Origin of the sequence: Paraglaciecola sp. L1A13 (assembly GCF_009796745.1) — a bacterium.
Taxonomy (GTDB): domain Bacteria; phylum Pseudomonadota; class Gammaproteobacteria; order Enterobacterales; family Alteromonadaceae; genus Paraglaciecola.
In genome coordinates this window covers 4,127,803-4,145,771 of sequence record NZ_CP047024.1, presented here as the reverse complement: position 1 = coordinate 4,145,771, position 17,969 = coordinate 4,127,803, and the positions used below count along the sequence as shown (strand labels likewise).

15 protein-coding genes are annotated in these 17,969 nt (G+C 43.4%); 4 read left to right on the top strand and 11 right to left on the bottom strand.

What is annotated here, in order from left to right:
* Positions 1 to 29: 29 nt before the first annotated feature.
* A complete protein-coding gene (gene ung / locus GQR89_RS17445; RefSeq protein ID WP_158771228.1) occupies positions 30 to 698 on the top strand; it encodes a uracil-DNA glycosylase in 669 nt (222 codons plus the stop codon).
* On the opposite strand, the gene GQR89_RS17440 is transcribed toward ung, so the two are convergent.
* The 6 genes from GQR89_RS17440 to GQR89_RS21635 all read right to left on the bottom strand — a co-directional run bounded on the left by GQR89_RS17440 (position 695) and on the right by GQR89_RS21635 (position 6,073).
* A complete protein-coding gene (locus GQR89_RS17440; RefSeq protein ID WP_158771227.1) occupies positions 695 to 2,080 on the bottom strand; it encodes a diguanylate cyclase in 1,386 nt (461 codons plus the stop codon). The two genes, ung and GQR89_RS17440, sit on opposite strands and share 4 nt — an antisense overlap.
* A gap of 397 nt (positions 2,081 to 2,477) precedes the next feature.
* Positions 2,478 to 3,101 (bottom strand): thiol:disulfide interchange protein DsbA/DsbL, encoded by a 624-nt coding sequence (locus GQR89_RS17435; protein WP_158771226.1) that lies wholly within the window; start codon positions 3,099 to 3,101, stop codon positions 2,478 to 2,480.
* 152 nt (positions 3,102 to 3,253) lie between these two features.
* Entirely contained in the window at positions 3,254 to 4,219 is a 966-nt protein-coding gene (locus GQR89_RS17430) for a serine/threonine protein kinase (protein WP_158771225.1), read from the bottom strand.
* Positions 4,219 to 5,646: a cytochrome c oxidase accessory protein CcoG gene (gene ccoG, locus GQR89_RS17425; protein WP_158771224.1), complete on the bottom strand. Its 1,428-nt coding sequence runs from the start codon at positions 5,644 to 5,646 to the stop codon at positions 4,219 to 4,221. Before ccoG ends, GQR89_RS17430 begins: the two co-directional genes overlap by 1 nt.
* Positions 5,647 to 5,841: 195 nt before the next feature.
* Positions 5,842 to 5,994, bottom strand: a complete 153-nt coding sequence (locus tag GQR89_RS21790; protein WP_370460958.1) for an ATP-binding protein — start codon at positions 5,992 to 5,994, stop codon at positions 5,842 to 5,844.
* Positions 5,939 to 6,073, bottom strand: coding sequence for a hypothetical protein (locus GQR89_RS21635; protein ID WP_255455642.1), 135 nt, complete (start codon positions 6,071 to 6,073; stop codon positions 5,939 to 5,941). The genes GQR89_RS21790 and GQR89_RS21635 overlap by 56 nt, the downstream gene beginning before the upstream one ends.
* A gap of 636 nt (positions 6,074 to 6,709) precedes the next feature.
* On the opposite strand from GQR89_RS21635, the gene GQR89_RS17420 reads away from it, so the two are divergent.
* Positions 6,710 to 7,255 carry a DUF3016 domain-containing protein gene (locus GQR89_RS17420; RefSeq protein WP_199271338.1) on the top strand — a complete coding sequence of 182 codons (546 nt, stop codon included), beginning with the start codon at positions 6,710 to 6,712 and terminating at the stop codon, positions 7,253 to 7,255.
* 44 nt (positions 7,256 to 7,299) lie between these two features.
* Here the strand turns inward: GQR89_RS17420 and GQR89_RS17415 are convergent, their stop codons facing one another.
* From GQR89_RS17415 to pepA, 5 genes are all read right to left on the bottom strand, one after another.
* Positions 7,300 to 8,940 carry a diguanylate cyclase gene (locus GQR89_RS17415; RefSeq protein WP_233269011.1) on the bottom strand — a complete coding sequence of 547 codons (1,641 nt, stop codon included), beginning with the start codon at positions 8,938 to 8,940 and terminating at the stop codon, positions 7,300 to 7,302.
* Between the two features lie 31 nt (positions 8,941 to 8,971).
* On the bottom strand, positions 8,972 to 10,456 hold the full coding sequence (locus GQR89_RS17410; protein ID WP_199271337.1) for a bifunctional UDP-sugar hydrolase/5'-nucleotidase: 1,485 nt from the start codon (positions 10,454 to 10,456) through the stop codon (positions 8,972 to 8,974).
* Between the two features lie 257 nt (positions 10,457 to 10,713).
* Positions 10,714 to 13,479, bottom strand: a complete 2,766-nt coding sequence (locus tag GQR89_RS17405) for a valine--tRNA ligase (RefSeq protein WP_158771222.1) — start codon at positions 13,477 to 13,479, stop codon at positions 10,714 to 10,716.
* A gap of 26 nt (positions 13,480 to 13,505) precedes the next feature.
* On the bottom strand, positions 13,506 to 13,976 hold the full coding sequence (locus GQR89_RS17400; protein ID WP_158771221.1) for a DNA polymerase III subunit chi: 471 nt from the start codon (positions 13,974 to 13,976) through the stop codon (positions 13,506 to 13,508).
* 24 nt (positions 13,977 to 14,000) lie between these two features.
* Entirely contained in the window at positions 14,001 to 15,506 is a 1,506-nt protein-coding gene (gene pepA, locus GQR89_RS17395; protein ID WP_158771220.1) for a leucyl aminopeptidase, read from the bottom strand.
* Between the two features lie 286 nt (positions 15,507 to 15,792).
* Between pepA and lptF the strand changes: the two genes are divergently transcribed.
* Together lptF and lptG are read left to right on the top strand one after the other, a co-directional pair.
* Positions 15,793 to 16,899, top strand: coding sequence for an LPS export ABC transporter permease LptF (lptF, locus tag GQR89_RS17390; RefSeq protein ID WP_158771219.1), 1,107 nt, complete (start codon positions 15,793 to 15,795; stop codon positions 16,897 to 16,899).
* A complete protein-coding gene (gene lptG / locus GQR89_RS17385; RefSeq protein ID WP_158771218.1) occupies positions 16,896 to 17,957 on the top strand; it encodes an LPS export ABC transporter permease LptG in 1,062 nt (353 codons plus the stop codon). Before lptF ends, lptG begins: the two co-directional genes overlap by 4 nt.
* Positions 17,958 to 17,969: the final 12 nt, after the last annotated feature.

Below are 17,969 nucleotides of genomic sequence, written 5' to 3'. Positions count from 1 at the left end.
GCGTTATAGTCAAAAAAGGTCTTCGCTTAATGGACTCTAAGCTTACTTGGCATGCTCTGCTCGGTGAAGAAAAGCATAAGGCTTACTTTACCGAGATGATGGCGTTTATCGAGGAGCAGCGCTCACAAGCTAAAATTATTTATCCCCCTGACAGTCAGGTATTTAACGCATTTAGCTGTACCGAGTTTGACCAAATAAAGGTGGTTATTCTCGGTCAAGATCCCTACCACGGACCTCATCAGTCTCATGGCTTGAGTTTTTCAGTGCCTATCGGAGTGAAAATACCTCCGTCATTGCGAAACATTTATAAGGCCTTATCTCACGATTTTGCAGATTTTGTGGTACCACAGCACGGATGCTTACAAGGGTGGGCAGACCAAGGGGTATTTTTACTTAATACGGTACTAACAGTAGAGCAGGGCAAGGCCCACTCCCATGCCAAAATTGGTTGGGAAACGTTCACTGATAAGGTCATTGAAACCATTAGTGACTACAGCGATGGCGTGATATTTTTATTGTGGGGCAGCCATGCCCAACGAAAAGCAGCCTTAATTGATCTACAAAAGCATCATGTTTTAAATGCGGTGCATCCGTCACCACTGTCTGCTTATCGCGGTTTTTTTGAATGCGCTCATTTTGTGCAAACCAATAAAATTTTGCTAGAAAGCGGGCGCACACCGATTAATTGGCAAGTTTAAGCCAGACGCTTTTGCTCTGCATACACAATAGTATTGCGGCCTTGTTCTTTTGCTTTATAGAGCGCGGTATCTGCCAAATTAAATAGTTCGGTGAAATTCTGTCCGGATTTAAGCTCAGCGATACCGAAACTACATTGAAGAGGTTGGCCTGGCGCAACTTCAGCTAAATTTAGGTTTAATAATATTCGTTCAGCGATACGGTGAGCATCTTCTACTCTTGATTCAGGTAGCAACGCGACAAATTCGTCTCCTCCGAAGCGTCCTAATAAATCTGTTGGTCGTAAAGATAGTTTAGCGAGCCGACACACATTTTGCAGTGCTAGGTCACCTGCACTGTGACCATAGGTGTCGTTGATTTTCTTAAAATTATCCATGTCAAACATAATAAGAGCTAGCGGGTTATTATCCCGTAGGCTGCGGTTAACGGCGCGCTCGGCTTGTTGCATAAAGTGTTGACGGGATGCAGCCTGAGTCAGTGCGTCTATTGTAATGATTTCCTGCAGTTTTGCGTTATCTGCCATTAACGCTGGAACGGCTATCCCAAATAGCGCATTTGCAGTCACTATAATAATCGCAAATTGATAGATGAGTACAAACTCGTTGAGCGCTAATATGTTACTAAACAGCGCGATTAACATACAACTGTAGGTGAGACTTAGCATATTGAATAGGGCACTCTCAGTGCAGGCAATCCACATATGAGGCAGTACTAGTAGAAAAATAACAAAGGCACTTTCTTGTTGTTGGGTGTATTTATTTAACACCATGGTAAATACAACGAGTAGCGTTACAAGCATGAGCTTAGAGGGATAAAGCTCACTGGCGCGCGTTTGATTTGGGCTAAGGTATTTGGTCAAATCAAATTGGCTGTATACAGACTTTCGAGTGATTAGTGCAGCAAATAAAGGAGACAATATTAATACACCTGCATAGTCGCCTATCCAAAAAGCTAACCACGTTTGATTGAACTCATCTGGCTGCATCATATTGCTAATGATTAAGCTATATATGACCAATGAAGTAGTAGCTAGTGCAGCTATACCCGTATTAATAATATACACAATGATTAAGCCAGGTGTGCTTAATCGGTCTAATCGGACTACCCATAGAAATAGCTGGGCGCTTAGCCAGTAAGGAATAATATGCGCGCAGCCAAATAACAAGCCAGCCTGAATCATCTGAGATAAATCCAATGGAAGACTGTATTGAAAACACGTGATTATGGTGACAAACACCGCACTTAACAGCAAAGGTAATACCGCGGATGTACCGATTACGAGCAACGCCGCGTACGTTAAACCTGATGCAGGAAACCACACACTGGCGTGGGCAGTGTATTCCATGAGTTGGGCTAAGGCCCATACTCCTAGCCATAGGAGCATAAATACAATAGCTTGAGAAAACCGCTGGGGCAGAGCTTTTAATAGCAACTCTTCAGGTAAAATATACTTACTCCTTGATTAAAAGCCAAAAAAACACCAAAGCTATGGTAAGGGCGTGCTGTTCGTAGTCATTATTAAGGTTTGTTATCTATTAAATTATTTCCGCTGTAGTGGTTCGCATGAAAGGCGATAACCGATGATATTATATTGGCACAAAGGATCTACTTGTCACAGCTTATTAGTAAATTAATAAATGTAAGAAGGCTTTGTGATATAAGGCCTGGAGAGGTTTATTTACCTTCTTTATCTGAATTTGGTCGTTTTATTTACAGACACAAAAAAGCCCTACATGACGCAAAAACATGTAGGGCTATATATATGTGGACTAAGCGTCAGGTTACTTTTGTTTTGACAACCAAACGATAAGGTCAACCATATCTTTAGTGTTCATGTCACGAGTAAATTTAGCTTGGAATTTACCATTAACGATAAAGTTAGGTACGCCACGTAAATACTGACGATACTTCTCTACCATTTTATTATTCTTTTTAAGCATACTATTTACGCCAAAGCTGCCAACTAACTTGTCGAAATCTGCTTCATCAACACCATTTACCATAAAGATGTTTTTAAGATCTTTGATACTAGTAACTGATGATTTTTGTACGTGAATATAGCGGAATATTGCAGTACTCAAGGCATCTTCTTTTTTCAATGCTCGTGCAACCATAAGGGCACGGCTGGCATCATCCTGAATTTCAGGGCTAGTGAATCCCATGAAGTTAACGTGTACTTTTTCAAACTTCACATCATCAGAAATTTTGCTTTTAATCTCTTTTACAATGGGTTCAAATTGAAAACAATGGGGGCACCAATAGGAAAAGAACTCATTGATAACGGGTTTATCCGTGGCGGTATCATTGATAATGGTGTAATGCTCACCTTCTTTCCATTGTTCTTGGGCACAGGCTTGAAGCGGAACTAAAACCGCAATAAACAAAGCAAGTATGATTTTTTTCATAGGTAATTCATCTCTTTAGTAAAATATCTCGCGGCAGATTAGCATAGCTAAAATAAAATGCCGACTGCACTTTGTAACCAGTTATAAGAAAAAGTAGCATACGCTGTGTCTTATTAACCGATTATGAACAACGTTGATTAGGAAAATTAGGCTTAAATACGCAATTCTGCTTCTTGTAATGCTGATAATTGTTCTTTAAGCGCTAATATTTGCTGCTCCCAGTATCTTGGCTCAGCAAACCAGGCAAAAGCTTGTGGAAACGCAGGATCCTGCCAACGTCGACTTAGCCATGCCATGTAATGCACCATACGCATTGCTCTTAGCGGTTCAATTAGGCTCAACTGTGAAGGATTGAAATCGCTAAATTCTTCGTAGGCTTCTACTATCGTGCTCATTTGTAACGACTGAGATTGGTTATCGCCTGATAACATCATCCACAAATCTTGGACCGCTGGGCCGTTGCGACAATCATCTAAATCCACAAACGTAGGCCCGTCACGCCAAAGGATATTGCCAGGATGGCAGTCACCATGTAAACGCATAATATCTGAAGTGTGGTAGCGTTTAGTGGTCAGTGCCACAACTTGCTCTAATATTGTAAAAAAAGGTTCATGTAGACTCGATGGGATCAATTGACTGCTGTGTAGCTCTGCAACCGACTTCACTAAATAATCTTGAGTTTTAATGGTCGGTCTATGGATAAATAAACGCGTCTTAGCAACTTGATGTATACGCCCGATAAAACGGCCCATCCATTCTAGCTGCTCCAAATTATCTACTTCAAATTGTCGACCACCCACGGATGGGAAAATAGCAAAATGATAGCCTTTATATAGGTGTAAGCTCTCTCCGTTAATCACCATAGGGGCGACGACAGGCACCTCATGTTCCGCCAACTCCAATGAAAAACTATGCTCTTCATTTAGCTGGTCTTCGCTCCAGCGTTGTGGGCGATAAAATTTGGCCACATAGCGTTTATTATCTTGACCAATAAACTGGTAAACACGATTTTCATAGCTGTTTAACGCAAGCAAACCCGACTCAACCATAACACCAACCGATTCGATAGCATCTAGAATCAGGTCGGGTGTGAGTTCGCTGAAGTTAAAGGTACTCACTAGCGATACAAGAACTTAGAGGTTTGTTCCATAACCGCTTCTTTGTCTTCTTGTGACTGTATTGTAAAGGTGAATGCGGTCACTGGTTTTTCCAATTTGTATGGATCTATAGCGATACTAATAGGCAAGTTGTATACCTCGCCGCCCATTACCGTCACGCTTTTATCGCCGATATATTTATAGCCGTCTAGGCCATTAACAGAGATATCAAAATGCTGAGTGTGTTGTGACTTATTTAAAATTTTCAGGGTGTAAACATTTTCGATTAAGCCATCATTAGTTTCACGATATAGCGCATTTCGATCGCGAATAATGTCCACCTCTAGCGGTACCCGACTTAACAATTCAAATACAAGTAAGGCACTCATTAATACCAGAACGACAGCGTACCCCATTAATTTAGGGCGCATTATTTTAGTTTTTCCACCTGCCAACTGAGTCTCAGAAGTGAAGCTAATGAGACCTTTTGGATAGTTCATTTTTTCCATTACGCCATTACATGCATCCACGCAGGCTCCGCAGTTAATGCATTCATATTGCAGTCCATTGCGGATATCTATTCCCGTTGGACACACCTGCACGCAAAGGTTGCAGTCAATACAATCACCTAACCCTTTTGCTGCATTTTGTTCACGATCATTTTTACGTGGACGAGGACCACGCTGTTCACCGCGATTCGCATCATAGGCTACGGTAAAGGTGTCTTTATCGAACATGGCAGATTGAAAACGCGCATAAGGGCAGATGTGGGTACACATGATTTCACGCATATATGCGGCGTTACCATAAGTACATACAGCAAAAAATAGTACGCACATAGTGGCCCAAAAGCCTGATGAAAAAGTGAAAAAATCTACAAACAGAGCGCCAATGGGAGTGAAATATCCTACAAAGGAAAGTGATGTCAGCAGCGCAACACTGACCCATGCAATATGCTTTAGGGTTTTACGGATAAACTTGTCGACGTCCATCTTGCGTTCATCAAGCTTGATACGCTTATTTCGACTGCCTTCTATTTTCTCTTCAAACCAAATATAGATAAAAGTCCAAGTGGTTTGCGGACACATAAACCCACACCAGACACGTCCGGCAAACGTAGTAACAAAGAACAGCGCGAATGCTGCAACAATAAAAATCCAGGCTAGCAGCGTTAAATCCTGAGGCCATAAAGTCAGCCCAAAAATTTGGAAGCGCTGTGCGCCGATATCCAATAAAATTGCTTGGCTACCTTCATATTTTAACCACGGAAGAGCGGCAAATATAGATAGAAAAACCAAACCAAAAAAGCGCCTAAAGTTCTCTAATACGCCTTTAACAGCGCGCACGTAGATACGATTACGAGGCGTATAGCTATCGCTTTGCTTGCTTTTATCAGGACGATGAACCTGAACAGGAGAGATATCTTTTACGGGAATGCGGTCACTCATTACTGCTCCTTTGCTAAACCTAAATACTTTCGGCATATAAACGCGGCGTATAGTACCAGTTTGTTGGCTTAAATACGTCATCTAGCACTGTTGATTACATTAAAGATTGATGGAGATCATGAGCTGATGAATTAGAATCTAATGTCTCAAAGTATTACCGTCTCTAATGATAGATTTGATTAGTGATAGGGAATATTAAGTATTGTGACGGGGATAACGCAATACAAATTTTACCCCACCTAAAGAAGAGTCTTGTAGCCAGCAGTCACCTCCGTGCCACTGTCGAATGCGCCTAACGATCGCTAAACCTAGCCCTGCGCGCGCCTGAAGCGTGAATACGGCTTTCATCTAGACGCAGAGCAGCATCAAATTTTTTATCTCGGACCTCAGTGGCAACGCCAGGGCTGTCGTCTTCTACCGTTAACATCTTATCGTTATCATCATGGCTGACGTTAAGTTTTATTCTGATATCGTGACAGTGTGTTTGGCTAAGTGGGGTGTTTGAAGATGAAGAATAACCTGTCCGGCCAGTTCCCGATGTGGGATTTCGGCTAAGTTCAGCTCTGGCATCAATACATTGCTACCAGCATCATCGAGCCTTTCGAGCTCTTCCACGTCAATTGCATAAGGAAGAACAATTTATTGGTTTAGCTTCTAAGGCAAAATTCAATCTTGCTAAAGGTGTTCTAAATTCATAGGCGACTGCCCCCGTTGTGCTTGCAACAAGCTTTTCACTTTGACGCTTATGCTATTGATAACCTGTGCTATGGGCGCAATCAGCGAGGTATTTAAAATTTGATATAGATCAATATGTGAATTATATCGTGACTGTCGAGACATCATATTCGTCGCCAGTGGTTACAAAGTGTCTCTTTTGTATTAATGTCTATGCGAATTATTTAGCAGTATCTCGGTCTTATAATAGACAAATAACGCTATTGTACCGCGCTGCTGATTAACCTACCTGAACTTGGATTCAGGTAGGATTCAGCGGTTTGCGATAAGGTGTATCAGTACAGTTTCTGCGTAATACGTTTTACCGAATAATAAGAGGTAGAAAGAGATGAAAAAATTAGCTGCCGTTATGTTTACAGGCGTCGCGTTTATGATGTCGACCCCGGCTTACAGTCAAGCAAAAGTCGAAGTCACTTGGCAAAATCCTGATAAATATACCGATGTTCGACCTTCAAACGAATCTCGTACTCGGTTTAAAGAGCGAACATTCAAAGTGTTAGAAGAATACTTAGTGGAGCTGGCTGAAGTATTACCTGATGACCAAACACTAAAAATTACCGTGACTAACCTCGATTTAGCGGGGCAGGTTTGGCCTGCGTCTTTTGTCGGGTTAGGGCAAAGCGCAAGCGATGTACGCTTGATTAAAAGGATCGATATTCCACGAATCGCATTTAATTATGAATTGCTCAATAGCAATGGTGAAATATTTAAACAGGGTGAGCAAAACCTGAAAGATATGTCATTTCAAGACCGCCATAATCCGTTTTTTTCATCAGAGAATTTACGCTATGAAAAAAACATGCTGCGTATGTGGTTTGAAGACCAATTTCGCCAAGAAATCGAAGCCTCTAAACCCGCCACAACGACAGGCTAAAGTGAGCAACGAGGAACATGCGTTGGATAACGTTTAATATGGGGTTAACTATCTATGGTATCGGCATAATGAATGGCTTGATCGCGGCCATTTTGCTTGGCCGTATATAAAGCACGATCGGCTAAACGCTGAATATCATCAGCATCTTTTGTGCAACCTTGTTGGCAGGTTGCTACCCCAATACTGACAGTAATATATTTTGCTTTAGGGCTATAGCGATGCTCAAGTTGTGCCTCGCGAACGGCGTGTAAAAGTATATCGGCAACTTTCATTGCGCCTGTTCTATCAGTATTGGGCAAGATAAATACAAATTCTTCGCCCCCATACCGTGCGACAAAATCACCGCTACGATTTGCCACCTGCGCTAAAATTTGTGCTATTGCTACTAATGCGGTATCACCCGTGATATGCCCATAGTTGTCGTTGTAAGGTTTGAAAAAATCAACATCGACCATCAACATCGACAACGGCCATTTTTCACGCGTGGCTAGTTTAAGCTCATGCTCTAGTCGCTCATCTAAGGCTCGACGATTGGGTATCGCTGTCAGACCATCAAGCAACGACAATTGTTGCAAGGCCTTTTTTTGCTGCTCAATTGTTGTTGCAAAGTAATCAATTGTATCGGCAATATCCGATATTTCGTCATTACCAGAAATGCGAGTTGAATTACTCAAGCCATTCGCTCGATCTTGTACCACCATATTTAATTTGACGAGGCGACGTACCACACGGTTTTGAATAAAAAATACGATGAGCAACAAGAGTATTAAAGCGCCGACAACATACAAAGCCACATTTTCGATTTGGTCTTTAATACGCATTGACGTGTGGCGAGTTTGGGTAATGAGTGAATCACTCATTTGATACGACTTAAAGTTAAGCAAGCGTGAGTAATCGCTAATTAAACTACGTATAAAGTTTCCCCGACCGATCACGCGACCAGATAAACGCAGTAAACTGATTTTTAAAGAAAAAATCCCTTGTTCACTCAGTACGATACGATTAAGTTCATCCTCTACGGCTAGCATCTTTGCGCGTTGTTTGTCTGAAAGCTCAGGTGCCTTTTCGTACAGTGCCTGCGTGATCTCAGTTATTTTAAATGAAGATTGGCGTATGGTTTGCAGCCTTGATAAATTCGCTGCATTACTAGCCAAAGCGATTGCTTCGAATATCGCCGCCCTCCAGCGTTGAAGTATCTGAATATCACGCTCAGCAAGGGATGTCGCCGTTGTCATTTTCACGACACGATTATTTAGCGCATACAAAGTCTGTTCTTGAGCAGCTAGTTTTTTGGCGAGTTTAATGCGATGCGAAGCGAGGGTTTCAAGTTCGAGTATTTCGCTTTCAATGGCATTTAAATGAAAGTCTAAATACTGCGTATTGCCTTGACGCTGAGCAAGCGACCGAATGTCACTTATTTTTTTATTTACGCTACCTTTTGCAATACGTAAAGCAGGCTCTGAATCGGCGTAACTTAGGCCATCGCTAATCGTAGTTAGTGTAGTTATATGGCTATTAACTTGCTCTGAAAAGACCACATGGGGTAAGGATTTATTGGCTATACCGTCTAGAATTTCGCGAAAATCGCTCAGACGTGAATACGCTAAGAGCGTCACACTGATAAAGATCGCAAAGATACTAATAAAGGCGACTGCAAATACTGTACTCAACGAAATTCGAGCCATAACTTTGCCTCGTGTTGCGGATGGCAAGTGGCTATCTTGATTCATTAATATTGACTAATCGTGCGTCCAACGAGGGGCCTAAAGTGTTCCGCTCTTGAATACTATCAATGAATATATCTGCAATCATGGGTGGATCTAGATAGCCCAAAGAAATTTTAGGACATTCTTCTAATACGGTATAACCATCCCCCCCATCAGCTAAATAATCTGTAGTGGCAAACTTGTATATCTTGGAGGGCTGAATAGGTTTATTAGCAATTTTAATGGACGTGATTCGTTCACCGCTCGCTTTTGTTAAGTCATACGTAACTTTCATACCCGAAAAATGCGGAAAGCGACCACGCACTTGTTTAACAGCACTAATGCCATTTTCAAGAGCTTGTTTGAGTTGCTGACCGCTAATATTTAATACCGTTACTTTGCTTCTAAAAGGTAATTCTTCGGCAATATCGCGTCGGGTGAGTCGTTGCCCCTTAACATAAGAGCGATTACCACGAATATTGCCGCCATTAATCAATGCGATATCAGCATTAGCGAATTTTCGTAATGTGTCCGCTATCGCATTAGCAAAGGCATTCTCTTGTGTGCGCACGCTGCTTCGTAATGTTTGAAAATCTTCAGTAACAGTCGCGATAGGCCGATTTAACAAACGATTTAAGCGAGAAATATAGCCTTTGACCTGACCTTCGACGATTGGATCCGTGGGGAAGCTAGACAGTTCTTTGTCGTTCCAAGTAATCGATGGCGCAGCAGCAAGTTTGTTATTAAAATCAATGGTTACTTCAGCCAAATGGTTGAGCTTACTAAGCACCACAGCGTGAGAGTGTGTAGGCATTATTTCGTCTGATAATTTTGTCAACTCGGGGCTTGTGGTTAACGTTAAATCGACTATTTTGTTATCTAATAATTGGTCAATAAAGGGGAAATAATCCGAGTACATCAGTACCACAATATCGGCGTTCTGTTGCCGCAATAATTGTGCAGATTCTTCAATAGCGGCTTGGGGGTCCCTTATCACCACATGCTTAAGTAAGTAATCGCTAATGGCGCTATTCTCTAAAACTGAGATAACGCCTATTTTCACTCCTCGTTGCTCAACAATAGTGGTATCTAGCAAACCATCTACGTTGGCTTCACTGCGTTTATCATAGACATTACTGGCAACAATGGGAAAGGCAGCTTCATATGATCGCAGAGATAATTCATCTTCAAAGTAACTAAATTCTCGTTTACTTACCGCCATCGCATCGGGCTCTAAGCTGTTGAGTATATCTATAATATGCGTGCCACGGTCAAGTGATGAAAGCGGGCTCGGGGCGAGGCTATCCCCGCCAAACAGAAAAAATGTACTGGTATTTTCTTGGTTACGGTACGCATGTAATGCACTAGCGAGTTCAGGATAGCCGCCCACCTTTGGTAAGTCGATGACGGGCATATCGGAGGCATATATAATCGAAACGTGTTGATTTGCAGGTACAGCGGCTGACACTGGTTTGATGATGTTAATGAACACCATAGTACATAACAGTAATAAACGTATCCTGTTGATTTGCCATCTCCCTCACTGTTTATGAATATATAACCATTTGAAATCCCAAGTACAAATACCATAGATTAGCAATAATCCATAATCAGATTTTAATCTAATATTGGCATTTTTGGGGCTTACTTTTTCGCTTTCTCTCAAGAGAAAAACGGTTTAAGTCGACAACATAGGTGAGGATAAAACGACTGCGTTATTGATTTAGCTAAACGCAGTCATTCCACAGTCGATTACAAATTTTCGATTGTTTGCTTTTGTTCTTTTAACTTTTTTATTTGCATACTGAAGTCATCAAGTTTAGCTTTCTCTTTATCAATGACCGCAGCTGGTGCGTTGCTAACAAATTTCTCGTTACCCAGTTTACCTTGCGTACGCCCGAAGTCAGCTTCAATTTTAGCTAATGCTTTATTGATGCGAGCAAGTTCTGCATCCTTATCAATTAAGCCAGCCATGGGAATTAAAATTTCCATTTCCCCTACTAACGCTGTGGCGCTGGCCGGTGCTTCCTCTTCGGCCTGTAGCAACTCAACGCTTTCTAACTTGGCTAATGCCCCTAAGAATTCGCGACTAGTTTGCAGACGTTGCCAATCTTGTGCGCTAGCGTTACGCAATAATATGCTTAATGGCTTATTTGGTGATATGTCCATTTCACCGCGGATATTACGAATACCCACGATCACACTTTTTATCCATTCCATTTCAGCAAGCGTGTCTTGGTCACGCAATGATGCGTCTTGCTCAGGGAAGGGTTGCGTCATTATGCTATCTGCATTGATGCCGCATAAAGGTGCCACACGTTGCCAAATTTCTTCAGTGATAAAGGGCATAATGGGATGCGCTAAACGAAGAATGCTTTCAAGCACGTTCACTAACGTGTGCCGAGTGCCGCGTTTTTGTGCCTCGGTGCTGATTTCTGAATTCAGTACCGGCTTAGACAATTCTAAATACCAGTCACAGAATTGGTTCCAAGTGAACTCGTAAATAAGATTAGCTGCGATATCAAAACGATAGGCCGTTAACGCGTCTTCAAAGTCTTTCAAGGTTTGCTGGAAGCGCGCCAAAATCCATTTATCCGCTAGGCTAAGGTCCATGTCGCCGCCATTTGCGCCGGTGTCTTGATCTTCAGCATTCATCAATACAAAACGCGATGCATTCCATAATTTATTACAGAAATTGCGGTAGCCTTCAACACGCTTCACGTCGAAGCTAATGTCTCGACTAGTGGACGCCATCGCAGCAAAGGTAAAACGTAACGCATCGGTACCATATGCAGCGAATCCTTCTGGATAGCTTTTACGCGTGTTCTTTTCAATTTTTGCTGCGAGTTTGGGCTGCATCATACCTGAGGTACGCTTGGCAACTAAGTCGTCAATGCTAATACCATCAATCAAATCGATTGGGTCGATAACATTACCTTTTGACTTAGACATCTTATCGCCTTGCTCGTCGCGAATAAGGCCTGTGATGTAAATCTCTTTAAAGGGAATTTGTCCGGTGAACTTTTTAGTCATCATTATCATTCTGGCGACCCAGAAAAAAATGATATCGAAGCCGGTTACCAACACTGCACTGGGCACAAAGGTATCTAGTTCAGGTGTTTTCTTCGGCCAGCCCATAGTCGCAAATGGCCAAAGTGCTGAAGAAAACCAAGTATCGAGTACATCTTCGTCTTGACGTAAGTTTACGCTAGCATCGAGCGCGTTCTTCTCTCGAACTTCGGCTTCAGTGCGACCTACGTATATTTTGCCGTTGTCGTCATACCAAGCCGGAATGCGGTGTCCCCACCAAAGCTGACGAGAAATACACCAGTCTTGAATGTTGTTCATCCATTGGTAATAGGTTTTATCCCAATTTTCAGGCACAAATTTTATTTCGCCACTTTTCACTGCATCAATGGCAGGTTGAGCGAGCTCTTTGACTGCTACGTACCACTGATCTGTTAGGTATGGTTCGATAACAGACCCTGAGCGATCACCACGTGGCACTTTTAATTTATGATCTTCGATTTTAACCAGTACACCAGTGGCATCTAGGTCGGCTACTATTTGCTTACGTGCGTCGAAACGATCCAGACCGCGATATTTTTCAGGCGCTACTTCATTAATTTTAGCGTCGTCGGTAAGAATGTTAATGACCTCAAGATTATGACGTTTACCCATATCGTAATCGTTGAAGTCATGCGCCGGCGTGATTTTCACACAGCCAGTACCAAAGTCTTGTTCGACGTAATCATCAGCAATGATGGGAATTAAGCGACCAGTAATGGGCAACTTAATCGATTTTCCGATAAAGCTTTGATAACGTTCATCATCTGGGTGCACGGCAACGGCGGTGTCCCCCAACATAGTTTCAGGGCGTGTGGTGGCCACAATGAGCTCACCGCTGCCATCTGCTAACGGATAGCGCATATGCCACATGAAACCGTTTTCTTCTTCGCTAAGTACTTCTAGATCGGATACGGCGGTGTGTAACACGGGGTCCCAGTTAACCAAACGTTTACCACGGTAAATTAATCCTTCTTCATGCAAACGCACAAATACTTCGTTTACCGCTTCAGATAGGTCGTCGTCCATGGTGAATACTTCACGATCCCAATCTGGCGAAGTGCCTAGGCGACGCATTTGTTGGGTAATATTACCCCCGGATTCTTTCTTCCAGTCCCAAATTTTGTCGACGAATGCCTCACGACCTAAGTCATGACGAGTCTTACCTTGGGCGTTTAATTGGCGTTCAACTACCATTTGAGTCGCGATGCCAGCATGGTCAGTACCACACTGCCATAATGTATTGTCGCCTTTCATGCGGTGATATCGAGTCAGGGTATCCATAATGGTTTGTTGGAAACCATGGCCCATATGCAGGCTACCTGTCACGTTTGGGGGAGGCAACAAGATGCAATAAGGTTGGCCTTTGCCGCTGGCTTTAAAATAGCCTTTATCTTCCCACGACTGGTAACATTGCTGTTCAATATTTTGTGGGCTAAATGTTTTATCCATTGTATTTGGTCTCGTTATTGCGATGACTAATTACCAGCGAGCGAGTCGAGTAACGCTTTACTGGGTAATGTATCTAATTGATGGCCGGCGGCGCGGTAATGCTTATAGCGTTCCCGAGCTTGCTGTTTAAGTGTGTCAGCAGCAGGTACGAAGTCGAATATGCGGCCAAATTTGCTATGAAAGTCAGGCATATCATCCGCTAGGTTAATAAGCACCGGCTTGTTAAACTGAGTGGGGCGCTGCCAGCAGATTTCCACCGGAGTGCCCGCTGGCGGGCCCTCGCCAGTTAAATTATGCGGCACGAAACGATCATTGGGTAATTGCCAAAGTAATTCGTCAAACTCTTCAGCCTGAGCCTGGCTTTGGCACATCACCACACAGCGTTGTTTGTTGCTAAAACACTGGGCCGCTAATTGACAAGCCAGCGCGAAGTGCGCTGGCTGTTTGCTGCTTATTTCTGCTTCTTGTTCAAGCAGGTAAAACGTGACCTTTGACATCAGGTTTTCAATTCTCTTTGCAGACTAATCTTCCGACTCAATGCCAGCTCGATTCATTAAGAACTGAGATAACATTGGCACGGGACGGCCAGTAGAGCCTTTATCTTTACCACCAACCCACGCGGTGCCTGCGATATCCATATGAGCCCAATTGTATTTGCGGGTGAAGCGTGACAAGAAACACGCCGCAGTAATAGCACCAGCGGGGCGACCACCTAAATTGGTCATATCGGCAAATGGGCTTTCAAGCTGATCTTGGTATTCATCCCATAACGGCATGCGCCAAGCTTTGTCACCGCTTTGTTCTGATGCATTGACCAGTTCATGGGCCAAAGGGTTGTGGTTACTGAAAACGCCAGTAGCGTGACGGCCAAGGGCGATAACACAAGCCCCCGTTAGGGTGGCGACATCGATGACTAATTCTGGATCGAAACGCTCTACGTAAGTGAGTGCGTCACATAACACCAAGCGGCCTTCGGCATCTGTGTTAAGCACTTCAACGGTTTGACCTGACATGGTGGTTAATATGTCGCCTGGACGATACGCATTTGCGTCAGGCATGTTTTCACATCCGGCAAGTATACCCACCACGTTTAATGGCAAGTTTAATGCGCTGATTGTATGCATCGCGCCTAATACGCCTGCTGCGCCGCCCATATCATATTTCATTTCGTCCATGGCTTCGCCTGGTTTAATTGAAATACCACCTGAGTCGAAGGTTAACCCCTTACCGACTAATACAATCGGTGCTTGATCTGCAGGTCCGCCTTTATGTTCCATTATGGTCATAATCGATTCATTTACTGAGCCGCGGCCTACTGCTAGGTATGAGTGCATACCCAGTTGTTCCATTTGTTTTTCATTAACAGAATCAACATGAAGGTTAGGATATTGTGTTTCAAGTGCTTTGGCTTGATCAAACAAATAAATAGGATTACATATGTTAGGTGGCATATTGGCCACGTCACGTGTGGTCTTGCTGCCTAATGATACTGCTAGGCCGTGCTCTAGAGCGCGCTCGCCTATGGCCAGTTCACGACGGGTTGGAACATTGAATACCATTTTGCGCAAGGGTCTACGTGGTTCGCCTTTCTTGGTTTTCAATTGTAAAAATGTGTATAACGAGTCTTGAGTGGCTTCAACTGCCTGGCGCACACGCCAGTATGTATCACGACCTTTCACATGTAGTTCAGATAAGAAACAGACCGCTTCCATTGAACCAGTTTCATTCAGGGTTTTAATGGTCTTAGAGATAATTTGCTTGTACTGACGCTCGTCTAGTTCACGCTCTTTACCACAACCAACTAATAATACTCGTTCGCTGAGCACATTAGGCACATGATGTAGCAAAAGCATCTGTCCAGGCTTGCCTTCTAAATCACCACGGCGAAGCAGGTTGCTTAGGTAGCCACCACTTATTTCGTCTAATTGCTCAGCCACTGAGGTTAAACGACGTGGTTCAAATACGCCTACTACGATACAGGCGCTGCGTTGTTTTTCTGGGCTTCCACTTTTTACACTAAATTCCACGGGGCATCCTCGTCACGAAACTGTTAATCTGTCATTACATACTGGTTGTAACACTGCGCTATTTTATTTTGTTATTATGTAATCTTGCTGAGTGTTACGGCGTTATCTTTGTTACGGTGTTCCATTCCAATTGCAAGAAGCGCCCAAGCCAGACATAATCTGTAAATTACGTGTCGGCAAGCGCTTTAAAATGGCACACATTGCAAATGAAACATGTGAAAACGTTAAGTTTACTGAAAATTTTGTAGCTTGCCACTAAAATTACCACTTTTGTGTTGGACATTGCGTGCTGATATTTCGTTATTTAGTCAAAGAAACCGTCAAATCCCAAACCGCCGTTTTTCTGGTTTTGATGGCCATTTTTATTACCAATAAATTTGTTAGGGTGCTCTCAGAAGCGTCCAATGGCGATATTCCTGCCAGTTTAGTGCTGGGCTTTTTAGCCTTAAGCATGCCTGTTTTGGCCTCCCTTATTTTGCCCTTAAGTTTGTTTTTAGGGATCATGTTAGCCCATGGGCGATTGTACGTAGACAGTGAAATGACTGTAATGCGGGCCTGTGGGATCAGTGAATGGTACGTGACACGGGTGATGCTAGTGTTAGCCGTGGTGATGGCCCTAATTACCGGCGCTATGACCCTTTGGATTGCGCCCATGTCAGTTGAGCGCGAATACCAACTCGAGGAACAAGCGGGGGCCGATACCGGTTTGACAACTTTGATCCCGGGACGTTTTCAACAAACAGCCAATGAAAAAGCTGTGATTTTTGTGCATGAAATTGGCAACGACAGTGAGCCGTTAAAACGGGTCTTTATGGCCCAGCACGATACCACGACCGGTAGCCAGAATGTGCATTTGGTTTACGCCAAAAAAGGCGGTTTACGTGAAGCCGCTGATGGTTCAGAAACGCTAGTACTTGGTGATGGTATTCAATACGAAGGCACCCTAGGTGAACGAGACTACCGCGTGGTGGAATTCGGTGAGTATCAGATTCAAATTGCAGAGCAGGAAGCGGAACAAAAGCGCAGAAAGTTATCTGCCTATACAACCATGCAATTGTTCGACGACCCCTCTATTGATGCAATAGCTGAGTTGCAGTGGCGCTTTGCTATCCCACTTTCGCTATTTTTCTTAGTGATTATAGCGGTGCCCCTAAGTGCTGCTGACCCTCGTCAAGGGCGTTTCGGTAAAATGTTTCCAGCGTTAATGCTGTATCTAGGGTATTTCTTGTTACTGCTCGCTGGGCGCAAAGTGTTAGAAGATGGAAAGGTTCCGCCCATTCTAGGCTTGTGGTGGGTGCATTTTGTTATCGGCTTAATAGGCATGGCACTTATTTTCAAAGGGCGTCCTTTTGGGGTGCGATTAAGAGCCCGACTACGAGGTAAAAAGTCATGATTAAAATCCTCGATTGGTATATCGCTCGTACGTTATTAGGCACCACGGCAGTGAGTCTAGGCGTGTTAGTTGGCTTAAGCGCTTTAATTAAATTTATCGAACAAATGAAAAGCGTTGGTAAAGGCAGTTACGACATGACGGTCGCAGCTGTTTATGTATTTTTGAGTTTACCTCGAGAATTAGAACAGTTTTTCCCTATGGCAACCTTGATCGGTGGCCTAATTGGTATGGGGGTTTTAGCCAGTAACAGCGAGCTAGTGGTCATGCAATCTGCAGGACAAAGTCGCTGGAATATCATTATTTCTGCCATGAAGTCCGCTGTATTAATGGTTTTATTCGTGATGGTTATAGGCGAGTGGGTGGCACCGGTAACCGAAGCTAAAGCTAAGGAAATTCGTACTCAAGCGATATCAGGGGGCAGCTTGTTTTCGTCAGATCGCCTCGTATGGGCCAAAGATGGCGACAACTTTGTCAGTATCGGTGACGTGGTCGATAAAAATAACCTACGAGATGTGAACATATATGAGTTTGATGGTGATTTGTATCTGCGCAAAATCACTAAGGCAGAAAGTGCGCGCTATAAAGACAAGTCATGGCGTTTAAGTCATGTGCAATCCACACACTTTTCAGATGACAGTATTCAAGTTGAAGATGCCGCTGACGGTGCATGGGCGTCTTCCCTTACGCCTGATAAATTAGGTGTAGTGACGGTCAAACCGGAAGCCTTATCAATACGGGGGTTAGTGGGTTATGTCAATTATTTGGACAACAATAGCCAAAACTCAGAACGCTACCGTTTAGCCTTGTGGCGAAAGGTACTACAACCGGTATCTGTTGCCGTGATGCTGCTTATGGCGTTGTCATTTATCTTTGGTCCCCTTCGTAGTGTCACCATGGGGGCGCGAGTCATCATGGGCGTATTAACGGGTTTCGGCTTTTTTGTCAGTAATGAAGTGTTTGGCTCGCTGAGTACGGTGTATCACATCCCACCTTTTATCGGCGCTATTTTGCCCAGCATTATATTCGCTGGTATTTCAGTGCATTTACTGCGCCGATAAAGACGTACACTA